At 42.6% G+C, this 24,583-nt stretch carries 26 protein-coding genes and 3 tRNA genes; 22 read left to right on the forward strand and 7 right to left on the reverse strand.

All coding sequences use genetic code 11. The features are described from left to right. Nucleotides 1-231: 231 nt before the first annotated feature. Together Q4A84_RS04990 and Q4A84_RS04995 are read left to right on the forward strand one after the other, a co-directional pair. Nucleotides 232-2,091 (forward strand): lytic transglycosylase domain-containing protein, encoded by a 1,860-nt coding sequence (locus Q4A84_RS04990; protein ID WP_303087829.1) that lies wholly within the window; start codon nucleotides 232-234, stop codon nucleotides 2,089-2,091. 86 nt (nucleotides 2,092-2,177) lie between these two features. Next, a tRNA-Ile gene (locus Q4A84_RS04995) sits at nucleotides 2,178-2,253 on the forward strand. On the opposite strand, the gene Q4A84_RS05000 is transcribed toward Q4A84_RS04995, so the two are convergent. The 3 genes from Q4A84_RS05000 to Q4A84_RS05010 are packed head-to-tail and all read right to left on the reverse strand — an operon-like array spanning nucleotide 2,210 to nucleotide 3,772. Continuing rightward, nucleotides 2,210-3,268: a site-specific integrase gene (locus tag Q4A84_RS05000; protein WP_303087873.1), complete on the reverse strand. Its 1,059-nt coding sequence runs from the start codon at nucleotides 3,266-3,268 to the stop codon at nucleotides 2,210-2,212. The two genes, Q4A84_RS04995 and Q4A84_RS05000, sit on opposite strands and share 44 nt — an antisense overlap. Beyond that, the gene (locus Q4A84_RS05005) at nucleotides 3,178-3,507 is read right to left on the reverse strand and encodes a helix-turn-helix domain-containing protein (protein ID WP_303087830.1); all 330 of its coding nucleotides are present in this window, start codon (nucleotides 3,505-3,507) and stop codon (nucleotides 3,178-3,180) included. Before Q4A84_RS05005 ends, Q4A84_RS05000 begins: the two co-directional genes overlap by 91 nt. Before the next feature lie 10 nt (nucleotides 3,508-3,517). Beyond that, on the reverse strand, nucleotides 3,518-3,772 hold the full coding sequence (locus tag Q4A84_RS05010; RefSeq protein WP_303087831.1) for a toxin PIN: 255 nt from the start codon (nucleotides 3,770-3,772) through the stop codon (nucleotides 3,518-3,520). Nucleotides 3,773-4,286: 514 nt separating this feature from the next. Between Q4A84_RS05010 and Q4A84_RS05015 the strand changes: the two genes are divergently transcribed. The 9 genes from Q4A84_RS05015 (at nucleotide 4,287) to Q4A84_RS05055 (ending at nucleotide 12,566) form a co-directional block, all read left to right on the forward strand. Continuing rightward, nucleotides 4,287-4,952, forward strand: coding sequence for a thermostable hemolysin (locus Q4A84_RS05015; RefSeq protein ID WP_303087832.1), 666 nt, complete (start codon nucleotides 4,287-4,289; stop codon nucleotides 4,950-4,952). 20 nt (nucleotides 4,953-4,972) lie between these two features. Then, the gene (locus Q4A84_RS05020) at nucleotides 4,973-6,553 is read left to right on the forward strand and encodes an AMP-binding protein (RefSeq protein ID WP_303087833.1); all 1,581 of its coding nucleotides are present in this window, start codon (nucleotides 4,973-4,975) and stop codon (nucleotides 6,551-6,553) included. A 7-nt stretch (nucleotides 6,554-6,560) separates the two neighbouring features. Beyond that, entirely contained in the window at nucleotides 6,561-7,475 is a 915-nt protein-coding gene (locus tag Q4A84_RS05025; RefSeq protein WP_303087834.1) for a TauD/TfdA family dioxygenase, read from the forward strand. A gap of 24 nt (nucleotides 7,476-7,499) precedes the next feature. After that, entirely contained in the window at nucleotides 7,500-8,417 is a 918-nt protein-coding gene (locus Q4A84_RS05030; protein ID WP_303087835.1) for a diiron oxygenase, read from the forward strand. Then, nucleotides 8,414-9,778: an MFS transporter gene (locus Q4A84_RS05035; protein WP_303087836.1), complete on the forward strand. Its 1,365-nt coding sequence runs from the start codon at nucleotides 8,414-8,416 to the stop codon at nucleotides 9,776-9,778. Before Q4A84_RS05030 ends, Q4A84_RS05035 begins: the two co-directional genes overlap by 4 nt. A gap of 379 nt (nucleotides 9,779-10,157) precedes the next feature. Then, complete coding sequence (locus Q4A84_RS05040; RefSeq protein ID WP_303087837.1) at nucleotides 10,158-10,925, forward strand: AraC family transcriptional regulator; 768 nt, start codon at nucleotides 10,158-10,160, stop codon at nucleotides 10,923-10,925. Nucleotides 10,926-11,026: 101 nt separating this feature from the next. Then, nucleotides 11,027-11,503 carry a hypothetical protein gene (locus tag Q4A84_RS05045; protein ID WP_303087838.1) on the forward strand — a complete coding sequence of 159 codons (477 nt, stop codon included), beginning with the start codon at nucleotides 11,027-11,029 and terminating at the stop codon, nucleotides 11,501-11,503. A 438-nt stretch (nucleotides 11,504-11,941) separates the two neighbouring features. Further along, a complete protein-coding gene (locus Q4A84_RS05050) occupies nucleotides 11,942-12,133 on the forward strand; it encodes a hypothetical protein (RefSeq protein ID WP_303087839.1) in 192 nt (63 codons plus the stop codon). Between the two features lie 301 nt (nucleotides 12,134-12,434). Further along, on the forward strand, nucleotides 12,435-12,566 hold the full coding sequence (locus Q4A84_RS05055; RefSeq protein ID WP_303087840.1) for a hypothetical protein: 132 nt from the start codon (nucleotides 12,435-12,437) through the stop codon (nucleotides 12,564-12,566). 77 nt (nucleotides 12,567-12,643) lie between these two features. On the opposite strand, the gene bioD is transcribed toward Q4A84_RS05055, so the two are convergent. Together bioD and bioC are read right to left on the reverse strand one after the other, a co-directional pair. After that, nucleotides 12,644-13,294: a dethiobiotin synthase gene (gene bioD, locus Q4A84_RS05060; RefSeq protein WP_303087841.1), complete on the reverse strand. Its 651-nt coding sequence runs from the start codon at nucleotides 13,292-13,294 to the stop codon at nucleotides 12,644-12,646. Then, complete coding sequence (bioC, locus tag Q4A84_RS05065; protein WP_303087842.1) at nucleotides 13,291-14,172, reverse strand: malonyl-ACP O-methyltransferase BioC; 882 nt, start codon at nucleotides 14,170-14,172, stop codon at nucleotides 13,291-13,293. The genes bioD and bioC overlap by 4 nt, the downstream gene beginning before the upstream one ends. 68 nt (nucleotides 14,173-14,240) lie before the next feature. Here bioC and Q4A84_RS05070 point away from each other — a divergent pair, with 68 nt between their 5' ends. From Q4A84_RS05070 to Q4A84_RS05120, 11 genes are all read left to right on the forward strand, one after another. Continuing rightward, the gene (locus Q4A84_RS05070; protein WP_303087843.1) at nucleotides 14,241-14,759 is read left to right on the forward strand and encodes a shikimate kinase; all 519 of its coding nucleotides are present in this window, start codon (nucleotides 14,241-14,243) and stop codon (nucleotides 14,757-14,759) included. A 5-nt stretch (nucleotides 14,760-14,764) separates the two neighbouring features. Next, nucleotides 14,765-15,841 carry a 3-dehydroquinate synthase gene (aroB, locus tag Q4A84_RS05075; RefSeq protein WP_303087844.1) on the forward strand — a complete coding sequence of 359 codons (1,077 nt, stop codon included), beginning with the start codon at nucleotides 14,765-14,767 and terminating at the stop codon, nucleotides 15,839-15,841. Between the two features lie 150 nt (nucleotides 15,842-15,991). Then, complete coding sequence (rpsP, locus tag Q4A84_RS05080) at nucleotides 15,992-16,240, forward strand: 30S ribosomal protein S16 (protein WP_303087845.1); 249 nt, start codon at nucleotides 15,992-15,994, stop codon at nucleotides 16,238-16,240. 11 nt (nucleotides 16,241-16,251) lie between these two features. Beyond that, entirely contained in the window at nucleotides 16,252-16,761 is a 510-nt protein-coding gene (gene rimM, locus Q4A84_RS05085) for a ribosome maturation factor RimM (RefSeq protein WP_303087846.1), read from the forward strand. Further along, nucleotides 16,761-17,513: a tRNA (guanosine(37)-N1)-methyltransferase TrmD gene (gene trmD / locus Q4A84_RS05090; protein WP_303087847.1), complete on the forward strand. Its 753-nt coding sequence runs from the start codon at nucleotides 16,761-16,763 to the stop codon at nucleotides 17,511-17,513. The genes rimM and trmD overlap by 1 nt, the downstream gene beginning before the upstream one ends. Nucleotides 17,514-17,528: 15 nt before the next feature. Then, complete coding sequence (rplS, locus tag Q4A84_RS05095; RefSeq protein ID WP_303087848.1) at nucleotides 17,529-17,894, forward strand: 50S ribosomal protein L19; 366 nt, start codon at nucleotides 17,529-17,531, stop codon at nucleotides 17,892-17,894. Between the two features lie 245 nt (nucleotides 17,895-18,139). Further along, nucleotides 18,140-18,943, forward strand: a complete 804-nt coding sequence (locus Q4A84_RS05100) for a carbon-nitrogen hydrolase family protein (RefSeq protein WP_303087849.1) — start codon at nucleotides 18,140-18,142, stop codon at nucleotides 18,941-18,943. Between the two features lie 200 nt (nucleotides 18,944-19,143). Continuing rightward, on the forward strand, nucleotides 19,144-20,742 hold the full coding sequence (locus tag Q4A84_RS05105; RefSeq protein ID WP_303087850.1) for a peptide chain release factor 3: 1,599 nt from the start codon (nucleotides 19,144-19,146) through the stop codon (nucleotides 20,740-20,742). Nucleotides 20,743-21,123: 381 nt separating this feature from the next. Then, nucleotides 21,124-21,795, forward strand: coding sequence for an isochorismatase family protein (locus Q4A84_RS05110; RefSeq protein ID WP_303087851.1), 672 nt, complete (start codon nucleotides 21,124-21,126; stop codon nucleotides 21,793-21,795). 271 nt (nucleotides 21,796-22,066) lie between these two features. Then, nucleotides 22,067-23,560, forward strand: coding sequence for a cytochrome c oxidase accessory protein CcoG (gene ccoG / locus Q4A84_RS05115; protein WP_303087852.1), 1,494 nt, complete (start codon nucleotides 22,067-22,069; stop codon nucleotides 23,558-23,560). A 3-nt stretch (nucleotides 23,561-23,563) separates the two neighbouring features. Next, entirely contained in the window at nucleotides 23,564-24,091 is a 528-nt protein-coding gene (locus Q4A84_RS05120; protein ID WP_303087853.1) for a FixH family protein, read from the forward strand. Between the two features lie 294 nt (nucleotides 24,092-24,385). Here the strand turns inward: Q4A84_RS05120 and Q4A84_RS05125 are convergent. Together Q4A84_RS05125 and Q4A84_RS05130 are read right to left on the reverse strand one after the other, a co-directional pair. Then, nucleotides 24,386-24,460: transfer RNA gene (locus tag Q4A84_RS05125), tRNA-Glu, on the reverse strand. A 14-nt stretch (nucleotides 24,461-24,474) separates the two neighbouring features. Then, nucleotides 24,475-24,551: transfer RNA gene (locus tag Q4A84_RS05130), tRNA-Arg, on the reverse strand. Between the last annotated feature and the right edge of the window lie 32 nt (nucleotides 24,552-24,583).

The raw sequence follows: 24,583 nt of genomic DNA on the forward strand, positions 1-24,583 counted from the left end.
ACAGCAAGTGATGATTCAGTTTATCACTCTATGAAGGCATTAGAGCAAGTCGTAGTCAGTGATAAAGTGGTTTATCCAGCAAGATTTATGATGAGTGTTTTTGAAATTGATTTCTAACTATATAAATGTAAAGATTGATTTATTGGATGAGCAATTCGTCTAAATCGCTTAAAATTCCCAGCATAGTCAAATTTACCCATCTTGGGTGTATTTCAGCATAAAGAACATAAAATGATCCGAAACCGTACTTTAAAACTCACCCTTTCCGCCCTTACTATTGCTGTGCTGGCGGCTTGCTCGTCTTCGGAGCAGCCAGTGGAGCCGATTAACCGAGCCGCAGATGTTTCCGGCGGCGTGCATTTGCCCGTGGTTCGTGCGATTGAGTCGCCCTCTAAAACCTTGTCTGATTACCGTATGTATCAAAGTGTTTTGGATGCGATTAAGCAAGATGACGATATTTTGCCCGCGCAGTTCGTTGCGCAGGCGGGCGACAGTGCAATGGTGGAAACGGTGCGTAACGAGTGGCTGAAAAGTTTGGCTCGGCGCGGGCAGTGGGCGCAATTTGACATGCAATATGCTAAATTGGATGCGGCAGGGCGCGCTCAAGAAGTAACCTGCTATGCGGAATACAGGGCACTGAGCCAAGGAAAATCGAGCAGTTTGTCTGCCAAGCTGGTTAAAGAGCTGGGTAAACAGCCTAAGGGTTGCACTCTGTTGCTGGAAGAAGCGGCCAGATATGGGAAGCTGGATAATCAAAGTGCATGGCGTCGGGTACGCGGTTTAATCAGCAACAATCAGGTAACAGACGCCCGCAATCTCGCCATCGCGCTTGGAAGCCCGTTGGATAGTGGTGCAGGGCAGGGTGCGCAGGAAAAATTGTTGATCGACGTGATTGGCCCTGCCGCGCAGAAAAGCGGTGATGCGGCAGGCAGATTGACTGCTTTGGAAAATGTGTTGACTCGCGAACAGAGTGCTTTTGCGTGGGGCGTATTGGGTTATGCCGAAGCGAAAAAGCAGAATTTTTCAACGGCGTTAAGCTATTACGGCCGTGCGGATAGAAAACAGCTTTCCGACGAACAGCTTGAATGGTATGCCCGTTCGGCTTTGCGTTTTTCCCGTTGGAATGATTTGGCGGGCATTATCGAAAGCATGCCTGAGCAGCTGAAGAAAAAGCCTGATTGGCAATATTGGCTGGCGCGTAGCTATGCTGCACAAGGTAACGATGCGCGTGCGAAAGCCTTATACGAGGCAGCTGCACAGTCGGGTCGTAATTTCTATGCGGCTTTATCGTTGGAAGAATTGGGGCAACGGGTAAGTGTGAAAAACAATGTTGCGGATGCATCTAAAAGAGACGTTGATAAATTGGCGTCAGACGGTGCGGTTGATCGTGCGCTCAATTTATTCCAGGCCAGCCAGGCTTCCGGCGATTGGAAGATGCGTCGGCAAGCGCAGGCAGAATGGCGCTATGCAACTCGGGGTTTAAACGAAGAAACTCTGTTGGCGGCGGCTCAGCTGGCGTTTGACAAAGGCTTTTATGAAATGGCGGTTAATACGGCCGACGGCACTTCAAATAAATTGAATTATAAACTGCGCTATATTTCGCCGTTTAAAGATATTACCGTGCGTTATGCCGAGCAGGCCGGTATTGATCCGGCTTGGGTTTACGGCTTGATTCGTCAGGAAAGCCGCTTCATGATGGGCGCGCAATCCAGCGTTGGAGCACAGGGTTTGATGCAAGTAATGCCTGCCACGGCTCGCGAAATCGCCAATAAAATCGGTATGGACGACAGCGAATTGTATACGATGGACGGCAATATCCGCATGGGTACTTGGTATATGGCCGATGCCAAGCGCCGTTTGCAGGATAACGAAGTGATGGCAACAGCAGGATACAATGCCGGCCCGGGGCGTGCGCGCGGTTGGCAGGCTGCAACGCCGTTGGAAGGTGCGATTTATGCCGAAACGATTCCGTTTAATGAAACGCGCGATTATGTGAAAAAGGTTATGACCAACGCAACTTATTACGCCACTTTATTCAATGAGCCGAAAACCTCTCTGAAACAGCGTATGGGTACTGTGCCGGGGCGTTGATGGTTTTCAGACAGGCATTGCTATTAAAAAAGACGGTAGTTTTTGCTTCGTAAGAAGATTGTGTTAGAATAGCGGCCTTTCTAGCCGGGTCTGTAGCTCAGGGGTTAGAGCAGGGGACTCATAATCCCTTGGTCGTGGGTTCGAACCCCACCGGACCCACCAAATTTCCAAAGCCTAAACAATCGTTTAGGCTTTTTGTTTTGAGGCTTTTCGCTTGAGCAGATTCTGCCTGTGACCAATTTGTGTCCAGAACAGCGTCTAAAAGTGCCGCATGTCCGTGCAAATGCTCGGGCGACAAGTGCGCGTACCGCTGCACCATCGAGATACTTTCCCATCCGCCCATTTCCTGCAAGGCAGCCAAGGGAACACCTTTTTGCACCAGCCAGCTTGCCCATGTGTGGCGTAAATCGTGCCAGCGGAAATTTTTGATTCCAGACTGTTCCAGCGCATTCTTCCAAATACGCGAACTGATGCTTGTAACTCGACCTCCGCGTGAATTGGTAAACACAAATTGAGGGTGTCTTCCTATCTGCTTTTCTAAAATATTGACGGTCGTCTGATTTAAAGCAATTCCGATTGAACGACCTGCTTTGGCTTTATCGGGATGTACCCATGCAACTTTTCTATCTAAATCGATTTGACTCCATTTCAAATCGAGTACGTTGCGTTGCCGTAATCCTGTATTCAGACTGAATTCTTCTGGCAGCGCGGCAACCAGCCTTTCGGCTTCCTCTACCATTAACCAGCGGATACGACGTTTTGCTTCTCTGTATAACGGTAATTTGGGTGCTCTCTCTAACAACATCCATTCGTTTGTCGCTTTGTTTAAAATAGCTCTGACCAATGCAAGATAACGATTTTTGGTGCTGTTTGAACAGGGTAGAACTGATATGGTCGCCATAATTGTTTCTCGTGTCATGTGTTTGAGCATCAGGCCGCGGAATGTGCCTAACCCTCGTAAACGACTGATGTCTGAGCCTATGCTTTTTTTCTCGGCGCTCATCTCCTCTATCCATCGGACGGCCGCTTCATCCCACAGCCGTTTCGGTTTTTCACCCATTTGCTCTTGTTGCCACAACTCATATTTCAGTTTGTCGTGCAACCTTTGCGCTTCCTGCTTGTCTTTCGTGCCAGCAGATTGTCTAATTCTGCGACCGCTTTTGAGTCGGATATCGATTTGGTAATATCCATTTTTCCGTTTATAAGTTGGCATTTTTGTTCACTCCTGTGTTCGAGTGATGCCTGCACAGCATCATTTTCAAGATGGTTCAAAAATACGTCAAGGGCAGATTGGGTAATGCAATATTTCCGTCCCGGCTTAGATGCAACCAATAACCCTTGCCGAATATATTGCCGGATGGTTTCAGGGTGGCATTGGCAATGTTTGTCAACGGCATTCACGTCATAGGTTTTCATCAGGTTTTCCTTATGATACGTTTTCATAAACAGGGAATGGTGCCGTTTCCATATCAAGCGCCAGTCGCTGAACTGCCTGATAGCGCTTAATTTTCGGTGACAATACCAGATAGGCCGTTTCGGATACATAAAAAAGCAGAAAATAATCATTGCCTGCTTCGGTATGTATCGGCTTTAACCGGTAATGCGGATACCGTTCATCGGGTGGCATAAAGGTCAGTCCAACCTTTATCGTACTAAACGGATTACGCGCTTCAATCAACATGACTTATCTCCTTCCCACCATAATAAAAACCAACCTGACAGGCTGCATGATAAAAAGCCGTACTTTTATCAGGATTTTTTAATACAGTCGTATAAACACACCACGATGACATTGAGTAGAGGACTTACCAACCCCGCCCTTACCCTGAGAATAATCATATGAGCTTCCTTCATAAACATCCTTTCTTGAAAAACGCTTTTCGCATAAGAAAGCCCGATTGTTTTTCAGACAAGCTTTTATTCAAAATAAAAATAAGGGATGGCAAGTAGCTTGCACAAATTCTATTTTCTAAGCTCTATTAAATTACTGGAATTAGAAGATGGGGAGTATATTTGTCTGTTTTGTTCTTTTTTATGTCTGTTTTGTACATTTAAAATAAACAAATAAAATATAATATTCGTCTTTCATAAAAAATAAACTTGTTATTCTATTGTATGAAACAAGTATTTGGGGATCATGCTACTCTATTTGATATTGATATTAGACTGCTAAAAAATAAAGGATATTTCAAACTATGATAAGTTTTCTGTATAAGAATTCGAATAAAGGTTCTCCTCTCGCGCAAATAGATATCATTTTTAATCATGAGGAGTTAGCAGAAGATGTTAGAAAATATATTATTGATATTTATAAAAAGAATTATGATGCGACGATTTACCCAAATCCAGATGTGTTTATTGCCTATAAGGATAGAATAACAGGTGATTTGCTAGCTTGTACGGGAATTTCATTCCGCCATTCATTGAAACAACTATTCTCCGAAAGCTATCTTAATGCCCCCTTGTCTGAGGTCATTTTGAAAAAAACAAATTGTATGATTGATGAGGAAAATATAATAGAAGTGGGCTCTCTAGCCTCAAATAATCCTAGTGCGGTTGGAAATATGCTTCATATTTTACCTTTTCTTTTATGGTTTATGGGGTATGAAGCGGTAATTTTTACAGCAACAAGTAGATTATCTAAGATATTGGCCTTCTACAGAATTCCATTTTCCATATTAGCGACAGCTTCTATAGAATGTATTCCTGAAGAAGAAAGAAAGCTATGGGGAAGTTATTATGATCAATCTCCTAAAACTGTTGTTGTTTTATTGGAACAGTGTGTAGAGCTCTTTGGTCGTATTCGTAGTAATCTAACCTTTATAGATTTTGAAGGAATACATCGTAATTTCTTAAACTAATCAAAAGATGAATGTTAATCATGAATATTCTTAACTCAATATTAATGCAAGCAGAAAATGTGCCAGATGCTCCAGCCGTTATTCTATTACAAGAAACTTCTAGAGATAGATATGAAGAAGAAGTTTTTTATAGTTATTCATCCTTAGTAACAGAGGCTAAAAATCTAGCAAAATTCCTGCTCCAAAACACTAATAAAGGCTCGTGTGTTGGTATTGTGATGGGTAATACTCCAGAATGGGTGTTGTCGGATATAGCACTGCTTATAGCCGAGCTAACTCAAGTACCAGTGCCTTTAGCTTTTTCCTATAAACAAGCAGAGCATTTATTGCATTCCTGTGACATTATTTTAGCTGATGAATTAGGAACAGCTTGCTTAGATCAATGGAAAAAAAATGGATTAAATTTAATAGGAAAAATTTATCCTATAACTTGTGGGCAAACGCTAAACACAGAAACCCAACTACTTGATAATGATATAGAACAATATATAGAACGACAATCTCAATCTGACTCTATTATTAAAATAATTCATACTTCTGGGACTACATCTCAGCCTAAAGGAGTAAAGATTCGGCGCAGAGGTTTAGATGAACTCGTTACTTCATTATGGCAGCATGCAGATCCCTCAGACTATAAACGTTATTTAAGTTTGGTTCCACTGAGTCTGTTAATCGAACAAGTTACTGCACTCTACATACCTTTAACCTCAGGAGGAGCAGTAATAATGCCTCCAAGTCATATTGCTCCTTTAGGAAGTCCTGGGGTCAAGGCAGAAGAACGATTGGAAATTATTCGTCAATCACGCCCTTCCGCTTTGACATTGACACCAGCTCTAGTGGAGGCGTTAGCTGATAGCGCTCATAAGCATGAGGAAAAATCAAATTTAATTTTAGCCCTATTTGGCAGAGATTCCTTACCACTATTAGCAGCTGGCGGAGCTCCTGTTTCCAGTGAAGTTTTGCATAGCCTTGATCAACTTGGAATCACAGTTTACCAAGGCTATGGCCTTAGTGAAAACAGCTCTGTCGCTACTTGGAATCATAAAGGTGCTAATCGCATCGGAACGGTAGGCAAGCCGTTGTCTCATGTTGAGGTAAAGATTTCTGAGGATAATGAACTTTATATTCGTAGCAGCTCTCTATTTGCCGGCTATACAAATGAAGATCCTAGTAGTTGCTTGACCGATAAGGATGGTTGGTTGCATACAGGAGATTTAGCAATACAAGATGATGATGGATTCATATCTATACTTGGGAGGAAAAAGTCTATGATCATAATGGCGAATGGTCGAAATATCTCTCCTGAATGGCTCGAATCAGCTTATCGTAACGTTCCTGGAGTATTACAAGTTATTGTTTTTGGAGATAAGCAGCAGTTTCTAAGTGGCATTTTTATTATTGAGGATATGTCAAAAGCAGATATGGTTCAACAATCTATAAATAATTATGCAGAAAAATATCTTAATGAGATTGAACATATTACTGAACCAATATTTGTACCGTATGACAAGAGAGTTATGGAGAAATTATTTACTATTACGGGGAGGCCTCGACGTGATGTTATTTCAAGTTTTATTGAACAACTGACAGAATGGAGATAATTATTTTATGATAAATCAAATTGATACGAGTCCTCATACAAATCATGCTGGCTTAGTTATTACCTCTCTGGATAGGGGGAGTGTAACAGATCTCGAGCCTAATGATTTATTGCAGCAATTAGCTAAAAATGGATATTTAATATTGCGTAATTTTAATCACAGTATTGACAGTTTTTCTTGCCTAGTACGTCAAAGTAGTGGGCGTATCAGCTTAGATCCTGCTCGTAGCTTTGATGGTAATACAGCTCAAAAAGTAGATGCTGGTTATGACAAGGTTGGCTTACATTGTGAGAATGGAAATAGTCCATTCTGGCCAGATTTATGTTGGTTTTATTGTCAAAAAGCTCCTAAACTCGGCTCGCAAACTACAGTATGTGATGGTAAAATTGTATATAATTATATGAGTAGCAAAGCAAAATTGGCTTTTCTTGAGCAGGATATTATGTATTCTCGCCGAGTAGAAGAGAAAAAATGGAAAACTTTTGCTTTTCACTCCTTAAGAGATCAAGTAAATGCACCTACAAGTATTGAAGAAATTACGTTGGATGATTTGTTATCTTTAATTGAAGATCAGCCAAATACTAATATTATAGTAAATAAAGATCATTCTGTTTATTACCAATTTAAAACATCAGCAATTCGTTCCAGTCATGTTAATCCATTGGAAACTCATAATTTTGCCAATAGTATTTTTGGCCCATCTAATCATTATGAGAAGCCAGTGATTACTTTTGCCAATGGAGAAAGCATTCCAACCGAGATTCTAGAAGAAGTTGAGGATCTTTGTGAGCGATTCACAGATGATATTGGATGGAAAGATGGTGATATCGTATTAATTGATAATACTCGAGTAATGCATGGTCGACGTAAGATTGAAGATAAAGCACGTACGATTTTTAATGCATTGTCGTATCTGAGTTAATAAAGCTGTATAAGGACTAATACTATGATGAATTCTATCAAACAAATCAATAAATATGCCCATTTAAATTATCTCCATCCTAATCGAATGCCATGGGAGGAAGCTGCAACGGATGGCGAGTTAGATTTCCTCTCTAGAGTTATACTTGGACAATCTGGGCAAGAAGAAAAAGCTATTGCATACCTTTACAAAGAACTAGCACAACTAGCCGAAATTGAAATGCATGTTGCTACAGTGATGAGCCGGGTATTGTGTGAATTACAAGGAGAATCAACACCTCTTATCATGGGTGACGGTTTATATCATTCTATTTCTTGTTTTGCATCTGAAGAAATCAATCATGCAAATAGCTTTTATCAGTATGTTCGAAATTTATCTGGTGCTGATGTTAAGCTAAAGAATAATTTTTCTAAAGAAAGAATTGAGCTCTATAATGATAATGATTCACCATTAATTAAACTTGCAGCTCTGTGCTCTACTGCCTATGTTGGAGAGTCAATTATCACAGTGTTCGAGCGCCGATTAAAAGTCCTTGATCCAATGCAGCATAGTTTCCTCACTAGGCTATTACACTTCCATGGATTAGATGAGGCCCGTCATATCAAATTTGACCATGCTGTTTTTGATCAAATTATTCCAACTTTTTCAAATTCTGAACGTAAGCGGATGCATCAATTAATTCAGGAAACAGAATCCTTGAATACTCAACTGGCAATAGCTAGTGAGGAAACGGTAAAAGCAGCGTTTGACATAGATTACACAGAAGGTAATTTAACAGCGAAAACCCAACTTGATATGACGTTACGCTTTCGCGAAATCGTTCAATCGGGAGAAACAATCAGAAAAGTCGACGATTATATTGATGATGAAACTGAAGCAATTATACATCAGTTTTCTCAAGCATCTAAAGTTCATGCAACTCAATTTTCGGAGAAGTTATGAGCTTTGATCAAGTTACCTCATCTAATAAATCAGTGAAAATAGGCACAGCTGCAATTATCGTCTCTCTTTTTCTTGCAGCAGTTGATGGTACTATTGTCAGTACTGTACTTCCTTATATTAGTAATGAACTTGGTGATCCAGCGCTTTATCCTTGGATAATGACAGCTTTTCTACTCCCCGTGGCACTGATTGCTCCATTAGCAGGAGCAATCAGTGATCGGCTTGGAACCTCTACTACACTAAAAGGCTTCTTACTATTATTTCTATTGGCATCCGTGTTTGCTGCAATAAGTTCAAGTATGTTTGAACTTATTGCAGCAAGGGCATTGCAAGGCATTGGTGCTGGAGGAATTATTGTGTTGTCCTATTCCTTATTAGCCGTATTATTTAATGCGGAAAAACGTGGAAAAATGCAAGGAATATTAAGTGGGGTATGGGGACTTGCTGCTATTGTTGGACCTCTTTTAGGAAGTGTATTGAATAACATATTTACTTGGAGGTCAATTTTTTGGTTTAATATTCCAATCAGTATATTGGCTCTAATACTTTTGTTTATAACTCCAACTGTTAAAAAAGATTACGATACTGAAAAAATAGATTGGACTACCCAAGCCTTATTAGTTGGTTTTACTTGTAGCTTATTATTAATTAGTCAGCTAGAAAGTATTAAGGATATATTACCGCAGCTTTTAATAATACTAGCCGTAACATCTATACTACTGTTTATTCGTATTAGAAAACTGCCGCAAAAAAGCCCTATTCCTTTACTCTTTTTTCAAAAGAAAATGTTATTTTCTGTTATGTGCTTAATTTTGCTTTCTAGTGCTGCGCTATATGCATCGGTAACCCTACTTCCTCTTGCGTTGCATCAGCAAAAAAGCAGTGATCTCTCTAGTGGCTTATTAATCATGCTAGCGGCTTTAGGCTGGGTCGTTGGTTCTGCAATTTGTGGAAACAAGCTTGTTTCTACTGGTTACCGGAGAATGTCAATTAACGGTATGGTAATGCTTGCATGCGGTTCATTTTTAATGGTGATGGCTATAAGCTACAATATATTTGCCCTGATTGCTGTTGCTTTATTATTAACAGGTCTAGGGATGGGATTTGTTGCAACCTCAACTCTAGTATTAGTGCAAAATAGTGCTCCTACTGAAAAAATTGGTAAATGGACTGCTACAGTCCAGTTTTTACGTAATCTTGGTGCTTCATTAGGAATAAATACGTTAGCAACAATACAACTATATTTAAAAGGAATCTACTCCTTCCAGGCTTGTTTTACTATTCTTGGATTATGTATGATTATTGGACTATTTTTTTCGTTGTCATTGCCATCTGTATATAAAAATAGCTTACTTAACTAGATTTGTGTAGTTGGGAATTTTTATACTATATTAAGCTATTCAGGTCGCTTATATGCCTAATATAAAAATTTAAGCGTCATAGAACCTAGTTTAAGTAGCTTATGGTTGGGCCATACGATCAGTGCCGTATTTAGGAAAGCAAGACTATAGCTGTTTGCCTCTCTTGTTAGTATCTGTAGCGCTACAGAATTATCAAAATAAGGATTCGAAAATTACTTTTAGCTAAAGTCGAATTAAAGCCATTGAAAGGAAAATTAAACGATAAACTAAGTGGCATAATTATACTATCCGTTAGATGATTATTTAAAACAATAAGTGTAAGCAATTTGTCAATTTTAGTATGCAAAGCATAGTATTTATTTATCCATATAGTTAAGATATGACTAAAATTTCTATTCTTGATATTACAATCCTAAAGCGTATTATCAGAAAAGAGGACTCGACAGAAATAATTCCTCATAAACATCCATATGGGCAGTTCGTGTTAGTTACGAATGGTATGCTGTTAGGATATACAAACCATAATCAGTGGTTAATAAAGCAAAATATGGGAGTATGGATTCCCCCTAATACGACTCATTGGGGGATTGCTAATGAGGATGCAGAATTGGTTGTCCTTTATCTACCGCCTGAATTGTGTAATAACTTTGGAGAAAGCTTAAAACTAATAGAATCTTCTCTTCTTCTTATTGCTATTTGTGACCGCTTGACCCGTGATAATTACTCTATTTCCAATAAAAACAAACATAATTTGCTTCAGTTACTATTTGAAGAGATTATTTGCTCTCCGGCACATCAGTTTATTTTACCGTTACCTCAAGATAGTCGTTTAAAAAAAATAACAGATAGTATTATAAAAAAACCAAATGAAAGATATACATTAACTGAGTGGGGACAGAAAGTAGGGGCAACAAGCCGTACATTAGCACGGCTATTTAAGAAAGAAACAGGATTACGCTATACTGAATGGCATAATCGTTTACTATTAATTATTGCCTGTCAGGAATTATCAAAAGGTACATCCAATGAGCAGATTTCGGCTATATTGGGCTTTTCCTCAGGAGATTCATTTGGTCATTGGTTTCGTCGAAATTATAATAATTCGCCAGGCCAAGCTCGTAAGGCTTTCAAAGAGAAATATACATAATATCCATTATATTCGATAATTTGTCTTTGTGGGACATGTTTTTACTTGTTTTAAATGGTATTCTGACTTATACATATAAGTTAATTTTTTTAGTAAATGTTATGAGTTATAATTTAGTTCATGTTTTACATATTTTATTTGCAATTGTAGCGGTTGGCCCATTATTATTTGCTCCATGGCTTTCTTTACGCCTTAAAACTTGTGAAGAAGAGAGAGAAAAATTTTTACTTTTAAAAGGGCTGAGAGCTATCGACATATATTATAATATTGCAGGTTGGGGGCTAATGTTAAGTGGGGGAGTATTGCTCTATTTGCATGAATGGCATAGGATTTTTCAATTGTGGTTTATCTTTAGTGTCTTACTTTTTATTGTAGATTCAATAGCAGAAAAGTTCTTGCGGGATCCTTCAGGTGAAATGCTCAATCAACTTACCCCAAAGGCTACTAATTGGAATGAATACTCATTAAAAATGCATAAAGCAATAGTAATACAAACTGTTTGTACAGCTTGCATTTTCATACTTATGTTGCTTCACAGTAGATTACCAATAAAGTTCCTTATGAAATCATTTTTTTGAAAAAAATACGTAAAGATATTTCTTTCAATACTTAACTGCTTACTGCCGTATACCCTACTCTGCCTGAGCCTGCTGTGTCGAACGATTGTCCGGTATTTCCTTAGCCAGTTTACTGATGGAGCGTGCTTCAGTCTTATGCTCTTATCTTGTTGTACAGTTCCTTTGCGATTTGGGCGTATTCTTTAAATAATAATGCCTCACATTTGTAGGGTTCATGCGCCGCGTTGCCGCATCGCTCGTAAACTACTATTCTCCAGTTTATGTACTGAGCCTCTGTGTCGTCGTTTTGTTGCAGCGCATAAAACACCTTCTCGGTAAAGCGTACCCGACATTCAAACAGGTCGGATTTGCATAGATTCAGTTGTTGGTCAAGTTCGTCTTGCATCAATACGAATAAATGAACATGCGGATGCGGTGGCTCGTCAGGATGGCCCGTTCGTGATGTGGACCAAACAATTGATGGCTGTCGAATTGTTCGGTCGTATGCGGGCGGCGTTGTGTACCGCTTCCAGTGGTGTACTGGCCGGCATTGACAAGACGATATTCAGTGCTTCTTTGTATTTGCTTTATTCCGGTATACCCAGCCACTGCCAGCCTTTCAATAAGCTGTTTCGCTTTCTCACCCGATAGCTGCTCGCGTCCTGCGTTTCCAGGTTTCCTTCGCCGTTACGCGAAACGTATCCAGATGGTTGCATAACTGACGAAATCTACTGAATAAACAAAAAGTCTAAACGATTTTTAGGCTTTGAGAGTTTGACGATTAAGCAGGGTTCAACGTTTCAATGGGGGCAAACATCCCATTTGAAGTTTTACAAGCGCAGCACGATGGATATCCTCCACCAATCCAACTGTCAGCTACTACTCATCAGCCGCAACTTGATCAGATTACCCGCCAGCCAGCTGGACACCAGTAAGCATAGGTATCACTGTTATGGCAGCAGCTCAATGCATTGACGAAATTTATCTTCCGTCCACCATAGTAATGATCAAAATCCGCAAACGGCTCAGCAACCGTTCTAATGGTATGCGCGGGGTATGCAGTTTGGCTTTATGGTGGTTGTGATAGCAGGCCGATTCGGTAAAGGGATCAGGTTTTAAGAAAGACCTTTGAAGATTCGATAAATGCCTGTCTGAATATTTTCAGACAGGCATTGTCATTTTATCCAGCGTACGCCATTCGGTTTGCGGGAAATGTTGTGTTGTGTAGTGTTGCAAAAATCGTTCGGTTTCGGTATTGATGGCAGGGTCGTAAATGGGATAACGGTTGTAGATGATGCGGTGTACCGGCAATTTGCGGGCGGCTAAGGCATTCAGGCTGAGTAAGGTGTGGTTGATGCTGCCGAGTTTGCCTGATGTAACGAGTATCACGGGGTAGCGGTGCTCTGCGGCGTAATCCAGAATCGTTTGGTTGCGGGTTAGCGGCACCATCAGGCCGCCGGCACCTTCGAGTAAAACGGTGTCGTAGTGTTGCAATAGAATGTCTGTGGCCTGTTTAATGCGCTTGGGGTCTATCTGGGTGTGTTCGCGTTCGGCTGCCATGTGCGGTGAACAGGGGTAGGGGAATACATAGGGCGCGGTGGTGCCGTTGCGGTCGTGTTCACTCAGGGGAATGCTTTGCAGGCGCCGATGGGTCAGGATGTCTTGCGCGATGCCGGTGCAGCCGGTTTGCACTATTTTTTGCGTGGTAACGTTGATGCCTGATAAGGTCAGCTCTTTGGCATATTGGGCGGTGGCAACAGTTTTGCCGACGTCGGTGTCAATGCCGCTGATAAGGAAGACGTGTTTGGTCATGATGTGTGGCTGCTGATGCGTTGGGCGATGATGTATAGCGGTGTGTAGGTGAGCGGGAATTTACCGTCGGTTTCGTAGCGGGTACGGTATTGTGCGTAAAAATCCGATAAACGGGTTTTGGTCCAGGTGTGTTTGCGGATTGCGGTTACGCCGGTGTGTTTCAAATGTTGTAATACGGCTTGCGGGCTGTCGAATTTTAAAGTGATGGTATCGGCTGCAAAATGGCTTGTCTGAAAGCCGCTTTGTTGCAATAGATTTTGCCAGACTTCGGGAGAGGGGTAAATCAAGCCGGCTTGGGTCAGGGTGCGGATTTGAAATAAATTGTCGGGTGTAAAGGTGCTGAAAGCCAGGATGCCGCCCGGTTTCAGACAGGCATGAAGTTTGCGCAGGAGAAGGGCAGGGTTGGTTATCCACTGGAAAGTAGAGGCGGATGTAATGAGGTCGTATGGCGTATCAAGCGGTAAGGTTTCGATGTCGCCGGCGAGAAAATGATCGGCTGCCACATAGCTCGAGCATGCTTCGCATAAATCGTTAACGTGCCATGTATTGGCCGACAGATTATTTTGCAACATACGGGTGTAGTTACCAGAGCCGCATCCGATTTCCAGCGCGCAATCAATATCGGGCGGTATGAAGTTTTGCAGCAACATTAGAAGATGGGATGCGATTTCCGTTTGCGCTGCCGCATGGCGCTCGTAAGAAGGTAGCGCGCGGGCGAAACGGCGGGCGATATCGGTTTTACAAAGCATGGCGGCAGAGGATTGGAAAAACGAAGATTGTAGCAGAATGAAAGTCGGTGCAGATAGTGCAATCGAATCGGCCGGTGAAAGTGTTTTCAGACAGGCATTAAGATTCGGTCTGTAAATAGACGCTGGCATGCGCGAGCCAGAGGCCGCGCGGGTTTGGGTTTGACTATAAGCGGCCAATTTCGGTTACAATCGAATCCATGAAAAAATCAAATCGAAATATCTTCCTTGTCGGCCTGATGGGCGCAGGGAAAACCACTATCGGCAAGCGGCTGGCACAAACATTGGCACGGCCATTTTACGACAGCGATCATGTAATCTGTGAAAAAACCGGCGTATCGATTCCAACCATTTTCGAATTGGAAGGAGAGCAAGGATTTCGCGAGCGTGAAGCCTGTACTATTGAAGACTTGACCCGTGAAAACGGCATCGTATTGGCCACCGGCGGCGGAGTTGTTTTGCGTGAAGACAACCGGCAGCGCCTTCGTGAGCGTGGTTTGGTTATCTATCTGCATGCTTGTCCTACGGTTTTGCTCGAAAGAACCCGCTGTGATAAAAACCGCCCGCTGCTTCAAGTAGATAATCCGTTGGCTAAACTGCAAACGCTTTATCAGGCGCGCGATCCGATTTACCGCCAAACCGCCCATGCCGTTATTGAAGGTGGAGAAGGCGGCTGTCATAAGACCATTGAAAATATACTAAAATTCCTGCAAGAGTAAGCCCCATGCAAACCCTTACCGTCAACACCCCGTCTCACAGTTATCCTATTTTTATCGGCAGAGATTTGCTGAGTCAAAACATTGCCGAAACTTTGCGGCAGTATATCCGGCAAAAAGCGGCCATTATTACCAATGAAACCGTTGCGCCGCTGTATCTGGTCGAATGGCAGAAAAAATTGGATGAATTGGGCATCAACCATTTTTCCATTATCCTACCAGACGGCGAAGTTTATAAAAACTGGCAAACGCTCAATCTGATTTTTGACGGCCTGCTCAAACACAACGCAGAGCGCAAAACCACACTAATCGCCTTGGGCGGCGGTGTGATTGGCGATACGGTGGGGTTTGCCGCCGCAGTTTACCAACGCGGCGCACCTTTCATACAAGTGCCCACCACGTTGCTTAGTCAGGTTGATTCTTCGGTTGGCGGGAAAACCGCGGTCAATCATCCCTTGGGAAAAAATATGGTTGGCGCATTTTATCAGCCGCAAGCCGTTTTTGCCGACTTGTCAACGTTGTCGACACTGCCACCGCGAGAATTTTCGGCCGGCATGGCGGAAGTGATTAAATATGCATTGTTGGGAGATGCGGAATTTTTAGTTTGGTTGGAAAAACATATGGAAGATTTGATGCAGCAGAAACCGGAAGCACTCGGTTATGCCGTTTACCATTGCTGCAAAATGAAAGCCGAAATTGTGGCGGCTGATGAAAAAGAACAGGGCATTCGTGCCTGGCTGAATCTTGGTCACACATTTGGCCATGCCATAGAAGCAGAAATGGGGTACGGCGTCTGGTTGCATGGCGAGGCAGTGGCGGCAGGCGCGGTGCTAGCCTGCCGTTTATCGCAAGCGCTGGGAAAATTAAGCGAAGAAGATACGCAACGTGCCGTCCGTTTATTCGCCCGAGCTGGCCTACCTACCGAAGCGCCGGTGTTTGATTTTGACCGGTGGATGGCGCATATGAAACATGACAAAAAGGTTAGCGACGGCACGATGAATTTCATCAGCCTGAATAAGCTGGGCGAAGCGTGCATAACGCCTATTCATGATATGGAACTTTTGCGAAGGGTTTTGCCGGTTTGAGTAAGAACAACTCGTATTAAACGATATTTAACTGGTATTTGTGGCAGGAAAAATGAAACTGATACAACAAATACTTGCATTAAAACCGTAAAATATCCTAAAATTGGCGGTTTCCCATACATTCTATTTTTCTTCAAGGAAATTTTAAACATGGTAGTTATCCGTTTAGCCCGCGGCGGCTCTAAAAAACGCCCTTTTTACAGCATCGTTGTAGCCGACAGCAGAAGCCGTCGCGACGGTCGTTTCATTGAGCGCGTGGGTTTTTACAATCCAGTAGCCAATGAAAAACAAGAACGTGTGCGTTTGAATGCTGAACGCCTGAATCATTGGGTAGGCCAAGGTGCGCAAGTTAGCGAAGCTGTTAGTAAACTGGTTAAAGAGCAAAAAGCGGCCGCTTAAGTCTTTAAAATATGAATGACACTCAGAAATGGGTAGCCATGGGCTACATTAAAGGGGTATTTGGTATTAAAGGTTGGGTAAAAGTCTCTGCCAATACTGAATATTCCGATAGTCTGTTGGATTACTCGGAGTGGCGGCTGGTTAAAGACGGTCAAAAACGCACGGTTGCCGTAGAAAGCGGTAAATTGTCTGGCGGTGAACTTCAAGTAAAATTTGAAGGTATTGACGATCGAAATGTAGCACACGAACTACGCGGTTATACGATTGAAGTACCACGTGAAGCATTTGCCCCTGCAGAGGAAGGCGAATATTATTGGACGGATTTGGTTGGCATGACTGTAACCAATCAAGAAGGTATTTCACTGGGAACCGTAGAAAATCTTATGGAAACCGGTGCTCATGACGTGTTGGTTGTTGACGGTGATTACGGCAAAAAGTTAATTCCGTTTGTCTCGAATTATATCGGCAGCGTTAATATGGAAGACCGAACGATTCTTGTAGATTGGGGTTTGGATTACTGATGAAAATTCAGGCGATTACCCTGTTTCCAGAAATGTTTGACAGTATCACTCAATATGGCGTTACCTCTCGTGCGCTGAAAAGCGGATTGTGGCAGTTCGAAGCGATTAATCCACGCGAATTTGCTGATAACAAACTCGGTTATATTGATGACCGTCCTTTTGGCGGCGGGCCGGGAATGATTATGATGGCACCGCCTCTGTTGGCCGCTATTGATGCTGCTAAGAAACGGATTTCAAAATCACAGTCGACTGTGATTTATTTGAGTCCGCAAGGTGCGCCGCTGAATCATGAAAAAGTAAAAGAGCTTGCTCAGATGAGCGACTTGATTTTACTGTGTGGCCGTTATGAAGGTATAGATGAGCGCGTGTTGCAAGCAAGCGTTGATCAGGAAGTCAGTATAGGCGATTTTGTTGTATCGGGAGGTGAATTGCCGGCAATGATGCTGATGGATGCGGTATTGCGGTTGATTCCCGGTGTGTTGGGCGATATGGAGTCTGCCCAGCAAGATTCTTTTGCCGATGGTTTACTGGATTGTCCCCATTACACCCGACCCGTATCATTTATGGGAATGGATGTTCCGGAGGTATTGCGTTCAGGCAATCACGGTTTGATTGCGGAGTGGCGGTTAAAACAATCGTTGCAACGTACTTTTTTACGCAGACCAGATTTATTGGAAAAGCGTGATTTAATCCCAAAGGAAACCCGACTCTTGCGAGAAATCGAAGAAGAGCAACGGAAAATCCAATTATAATTTAAGGAAATTAAAATGAACTTGATTCAACAGTTAGAGCAAGAAGAAATTGCCCGTTTGAACAAAGATATTCCGGAATTTGCTCCGGGTGATACCGTTGTGGTATGGGCACGCGTAATAGAGGGTAACCGTACCCGTCTTCAAGCTTATGAAGGTGTGGTTATTTCCCGTCGCAATCGTGGTTTGAACAGCAATTTTATCGTGCGTAAAATTTCCAGCGGTGAAGGCGTTGAGCGTACTTTCCCTTTGTATTCTCCGCGTGTTGAGAAAATTGAAGTAAAACGCCGAGGCGATGTGCGTCGTGCCAAATTGTATTATTTACGTGGCTTGACTGGTAAAGCTGCGCGGATTAAAGAAAAATTGCCGGCTCGGAAAGGCTAATTTTAACTTTTTTAGTATAGAATGCGATGAAATCCCTCTGAATGGTTTATTTAGAGGGATTTTTTTATTCGATGATGGGTAAGTTGCAGGATAAAGAATAATAAGGGCTAAGGATGGAGGGGAGATGCCATTTAATAGAAAGAGAGAGATTGTATCTATGCTTGTCTGAAAAACTATTTTTGTTTGTTGATTATTTAGGTTAATATCAACAACTATTATATATCGGTATTTAGTTAAGGATAAATGTGAATAATATTAAAGTTGCGGCGATTCAGATGGTTTCTTCAACCCATCCGAGTGAGAATTTGGAAACGATGCAAAGATTGGTGCGTCAGGCAGCACAGTTGCAGGTGGATTGGGTTTTGTTGCCAGAATATTGGCCGTTGATGGGCAAACAAGATATCGATAAGTTGGAGATCGCAGAGCCTTTGGGTTGCGGGGTACTGCAACAGGCATTGAGCGATTTGGCGCGGGAATGTGGGGTGGTGTTGTTTGGCGGCACTGTTCCTTTGAAGAGTAAGGAACTGGATAAGGTATTAAATACGATGTTGGTTTTTGATGCCGATGGGGAACGCTTGAGCTTTTATGACAAGATGCATTTGTTTGGTTATTCCGGTTTAGGAGAGCAATATGCGGAAGCGGATACGATTCTGGCTGGGCAAGCGGTGCCGAGTTTGAAAGTTGATGGTTGGAGTGTGGCGCAGGGTGTGTGTTATGACGTTAGGTTTCCTGAATTTTTCAGGGCGCAATTGCCGTTTGACGTATTGTTGTTGCCTGCTGCGTTTACAGATACAACAGGCCGCGCGCATTGGGAACTATTATTGCGGGCTCGTGCGGTGGAAAATCAATGTTACGTGGTTGCCGCGGCTCAAGGCGGGGTACATGAAAGCGGCCGTAAAACGTTTGGTCATAGCATGATTGTTGATCCATGGGGCGATGTGGTAAATGTGTTGGGTGAGGGCGAGGGTATTGTAACGGCTGAATTGGATGTGGCGCGTTTGAAAAGTGTTCGTACGCGTTTGCCTGCTTTGTCGCATAGGATGTTGTAGTGGGTTAAATTTCAGACAGGCATTGGAACGTATTTATGCCTTTTCTTGAAAATTTAATCAGATTATTTATAGCGGGGTAGTTCCCGCTATAAATATTGAAAAATAAAGTATTTTTTTGTACAATCTTTCGCTTTTCACTGCAAGGCAATTTAAATGCCTGTCTGAAAAATTATCGTCATTTCATCAATTAAGAATCCGTTATGTCTCATATTCCACAAGAAGTGCGCCGCCGTCGTACTTTTGCCATCATTTCCCACCCTGATGCGGGTAAAACCACGTTAACCGAAAAGCTGTTGTTGTTTTCCGGTGCTATTCAAAGTGCAGGTACGGTAAAAGGTAAGAAAACCGGTAAGTTCGCGACATCTGACTGGATGGAAATTGAGAAGCAACGGGGTATTTCAGTTGCTTCATCTGTAATGCAATTTGAATATCAAGATCATATTGTTAACTTACTCGATACGCCCGGACACCAAGACTTCTCTGAAGATACTTATCGCGTGCTGACTGCTGTGGACAGTGCGTTGATGGTTATTGATGCGGCAAAAGGGGTGGAGGCGCAGACTATTAAACTGCTGAACGTTTGCCGTTTGCGCAGCACCCCTATCGTCACTTTTATGAACAAATATGACCGTGAGGTACGCGATTCTTTGGAATTGTTGGATGAAGTGGAGAGTATTCTTAAAATCCGCTGCGCACCGGTTACCTGGCCGATAGGGATGGGTAAGAATTTTAAGGGTGTGTATCATATTTTAAATGATAAAGTGTATTTGTTTGATGCCGGCGGTAAGAAATTGCCGCATGAATTTGAAATTGTTGAAGGCATCGATAACCCGCGGTTGGATGAGTTGTTTCCATTGGAAATGGACAATCTGCGTGCAGAAATCGAATTGGTGCAGGCTGCTTCCAATGAATTTGATTTAGATGCGTTTTTGGCGGGCGAATTGACACCGGTGTTTTTTGGTTCGGCCATCAATAATTTCGGTATTCAAGAGATCCTCAATTCTTTGATTGACTGGGCGCCTGCGCCCAAAGGTCGGGATGCGACCGTACGGATGGTGGAACCGGAAGAAGGAAAATTTTCTGGTTTTGTGTTTAAAATCCAAGCCAATATGGATCCGAAGCATCGTGACCGCATCGCTTTTTTGCGCATCTGTTCCGGCAAGTTTGAGCGCGGTATGAAGATGAAGCATTTGCGGATTAATCGTGAAATCGCGGCTTCCAGCGTGGTAACGTTTATGTCGCATGATCGGGAATTGGTTGAAGAGGCTTATGCCGGAGACATCATCGGTATTCCGAATCACGGCAATATTCAGATCGGCGACAGTTTTTCAGAAGGAGAGCAGCTGGCCTTTACCGGCATTCCGTTTTTTGCACCTGAATTGTTCCGCAGTGTTCGTATTAAAAACCCTCTGAAAATGAAACAGTTGCAAAAAGGTTTGCAACAGTTGGGGGAAGAAGGTGCGGTGCAGGTATTTAAACCGCATAACGGTGCAGATTTAATCTTGGGTGCGGTGGGTGTGTTGCAGTTTGAAGTGGTTACGTCGCGTCTGTCAGCAGAATACGGAGTGGAAGCGGTATTTGAAACGGCTAGCATCTGGTCTGCACGCTGGGTATCTTGCGAGGATAAGAAAAAGTTGGCCGAATTTGAAAAGGCTAACGTGGCTAACCTGGCAACCGATGCGGGCGGTAATCTGGCTTATCTCGCCCCTAATCGTGTGAATTTGAATTTAACTCAGGAGCGTTGGCCGGATATTGTATTCCACGAAACGCGTGAACATGCAGTTAATCTCAGTGCATAGTTTTAGCGGTTAATAAACTGAGTTCTAGCTTGGTTAAATGTCTGTCTGATTTTTTTCAGACAGGCATTTATTTTTTGATGGATAAACGGGTTAAGATTAAATTTGAATAGAATTAAATCTGTTGTAAAAAAGCGAAATTTAAAATAAACGGATATTATTTTTGATAAACGGATTTTTAAATGTTAGTTAAATAAATTTTAGCAAATCATACAGATAGGGTTTATATTTTGATAATTATTCTTGTTACCTTAACATTGCTAGCTGTAAATAAAGGAAGAATTAACGAAAAAAAAGATTGGAAAATGCCGATTGTCTGTTTAAAATTCCATTTATCTTGATTTATATGCTAATTGGTAAAGAAATTTTAAATACGGCGGCATTATGAACACTATTTCTATCGACTTTCAACCACAACGAAGTTTTCTTGAACAGTCAAGAAAAGTTTCGCGTGCCCATATGGGAGAAATGATTGCCGAGATGAATAAAAATGCATTATTTGCCGACAAGCGTATTTTGATTCAAAGTCAGCCGGTTTGCGCTGCGGATAAGCTTGAAACCGAATCATTAAAGAGCTGCCCGTTCGGCGGTTCTGGTTTTACTAATCAAATTAATGCGATGGAAGGTAGTGAACTTTTATTGGGCATGCCTTCTGAAAACCGTTATAACAGGGTTTTTCTGGTTGATTGCATGGGAGATGCTCGGCAAAGCCTTTGTTTCCATGATAAAGAAGAGCTTAAAAGTACCGGATTGATTGAATGGTTGTTAGACGAGCAGGCTTCAACGTTGATTATCGGCGGCACGGCGATAGACCGCAGCTTGAAGGAAACGGTGAAGCAGCTGCGCTTTTTTGGCAATTGGGATATTGTTGTGAATTTGGCAGCTTGCCGTGGATTTGATGCGGAAGAAACATTGGCTGCTATTAACGAAATGCGCCGTATCGGTGTGCGGACGATTACCAATTCGATAGAACTGATTAGCAAATTGGTGCCGGCACATGCGGCTTCGCCTGAAATGATGAAAATCAGCCATGCTTTGAAGTTTTCCAGAATCTGAACTGGTAAGATGTGGAGGCTGATTAATGCCTGTCTGAAAAAGTTTTCAGACAGGCATTTGCTTTGTTATTTGCCGAAAGGTTGGTTCTATATGGTTCGAAAGTATGGTTTCGCCGTTGGGCGATATGGTTTTATAATACATAAATCGGTTGCCATGCCGTAAAAAACGATATGTTTTGCCTAATCCTGTTTTCTTGGCGGCTAAAAAAGCGTATCGTTGCAAACCGGCGCTAACCAAATATAACGATACCAAATATACCAAGGAACGCATTATGTCTGAGCAGCAAGAACCGCAGCCGGCGGTGCCTAAGCAAGTGCCGCCTAAAAAAGCAGCCTCTCAGCCGGAGAAGGGTAAATCAAAAGAAAAAGAACAGGTTGTTAAACTCTATCAAGGCGCTAAACGCATCCATCCCAAGTTGGCCAAAGGTCGCTTTGCCAATTGGCGGATTTGGGCGATTGTAGCGACGCAATTCGTGTTTTACGTATTGCCATGGTTTAACCTGAATGGCAGGCAGGCTGTTTTGTTTGATATTCCTGCCAGGCATTTCTATATCTTCGGCCTTTCATTGGGTACGGGCGATTTGATTTATCTGGCCGGGTTGCTGATTGTTTCGGCTTTCGGCCTCTTTTGGTGGACGACCATCGCAGGCCGTTTGTGGTGCGGCTATGCTTGCCCGCAAACGGTTTACACGGAAATCATGTTGTGGATAGACCATTTCGTTGAAGGCGATCGCAACAAGCGGATGAAATTGGAGAAAGCGCCGTGGGACTTCACTAAAATCCGCATCAAAGCGACTAAATATCTGCTGATTTTTGCCGTATGTGCTTGGACGGGTATCACATTTGCCGGTTGGTTTTCCCCCATCCGTCAATTCGTTCCTAATATTTTTAATGGGTCGGCTGGAACGGCCGTTTTAATTGCAGCGGCTTTTTATGGTATTGCAACTTGGATGATGGCGCATGTGATGCGTGAGCAAGTATGCAAATACATGTGCCCGTATGCGCGTTTCCAGAGCGCCATGTTTGACCACGACACCTTGGTTATTTCTTATGATGAAGAGCGGGGGGAGCCGCGCGGGGCACGCAAGAAAAACGTCAGCAAAGAAGAAAGCCAATTGGGCGACTGTATCAATTGCACGATGTGCGTGCAGGTATGTCCTGTCGGCATAGATATCCGAAACGGTTTGCAGTATGAATGCATAGGCTGTGCTGCGTGTATTGATGCTTGCGATGAAATTATGGATAAAATGAATTATCCGCGCGGGCTCATCCGTTACACTACAGAGTCTGCATTGAAACATGAGTATACCGAAGCACAAATTAAAAAACGTTTGTTCAGGCCTAAAGTTGTTGGATATGGTGCGTTTCTCTTTGTCGCGGTTATCGCTTTACTGTTCGGCGTGGCCACGCGTGATAGTCTGACTGTCGATATTATTAAAGATAGAGGCGTGATGGTACGAGAAAACAAACAGGGCCGCTTGGAGAATGCATATAATCTGCGCATCGTAAACGCAAGCGAAGAGGAACAAGTGCTGACTGCTTCAGTAAGCGGTTTTGACGACATTGCTCTGACTGGCCTGCCGCCGAAAGGTTTGCATGTCCCGCCGAATGAAACACTGACTGTGCCGGTGCAAGTATCTACCTATCCCGAATATGCCGATAAAGGCACGCATCCGATTGAATTCCGGTTTAAATACCGACAAGCGGCAGAAGCGGGTGATCAGGCTAAAGAGCTTGTGGAAGATTCTTCATTTATCGGGGAGTAAAACGTGAGTAAATCGAAGCCTGTTAAAGCTTGGTATAAAGAACCTTGGCCGTGGATTTTAATGGCCGGTCCGGCGATTGTGGTTGTCGCCGCCGTTTCCACCTTTTTTATTGCCAAAACCCATAATTCGGATTTGGTCATTGATGATTATTACAAAGACGGTAAGCACATCAACTTGCAACTGGAGCGTGACCAAGAAGCGAAAAAACGCAATATCGAAGCTCAGGTATTAATCAGCCCGACTAATGATGTGGCCAAAGTGTTTATCAGCGGCAATTTTGATCCTAAGCAGAAAATGAGCCTTTTGTTCATGCATCCGGCACGACAAGATTTGGATCAGAAAATCACTTTGCAGCCCGGTGCTTTGTCGGGCGATAAAAAAGAATACAATGCTATATTTAAACCGTTGCCAGCTACAGAGCATTGGTATGTGCGCGTTGAAGATGATGCCGGAAAATGGCGTGTAGAAGATAAATGGCTGGTAAAATCAGGCAATGCGGTAATACTCAAGCCGGTAGAGAATTTGGAGTAGCCTTAGTGTAGATTATTGTGTTAGTCCATTACACAAAAGCTTGTCTGAAACAATCGGGCAAGCTTTTTTAATGGAGGGGTGGGTGATTATTTAGAGGTGGGTAATTATTTGTTTTTTTATTTTACCGGCCCTTTAAATTCTTATTTAGCTATAGCCTAACTATCGTGATGAGCTTGCATAAGCAAAATAAGCACTTAATGGCAATAAATAGAGCTTGGTTATGTAAGAATTATGAGTTTGTTAACGTAAAAAGGAAAATCCCTGAATCATAGCTGATTCAGGGATTAGTATATTTGGCACGCCCACGGGGAATCGAACCCCGGTTACCGCCGTGAAAGGGCGATGTCCTAACCGCTAGACGATGGGCGCGGATATATTGTTTTTGGCGCACCCGGAGCGATTCGAACGCCCGACCCTCTGGTTCGTAGCCAGATACTCTATCCAACTGAGCTACGGGTGCGAAAAAAAGAAATTATATTTTCTTGATTTTAT

It is taken from the genome of Neisseria sp., assembly GCF_030527965.1.
Classification (GTDB): Bacteria; Pseudomonadota; Gammaproteobacteria; order Burkholderiales; family Neisseriaceae; genus Neisseria.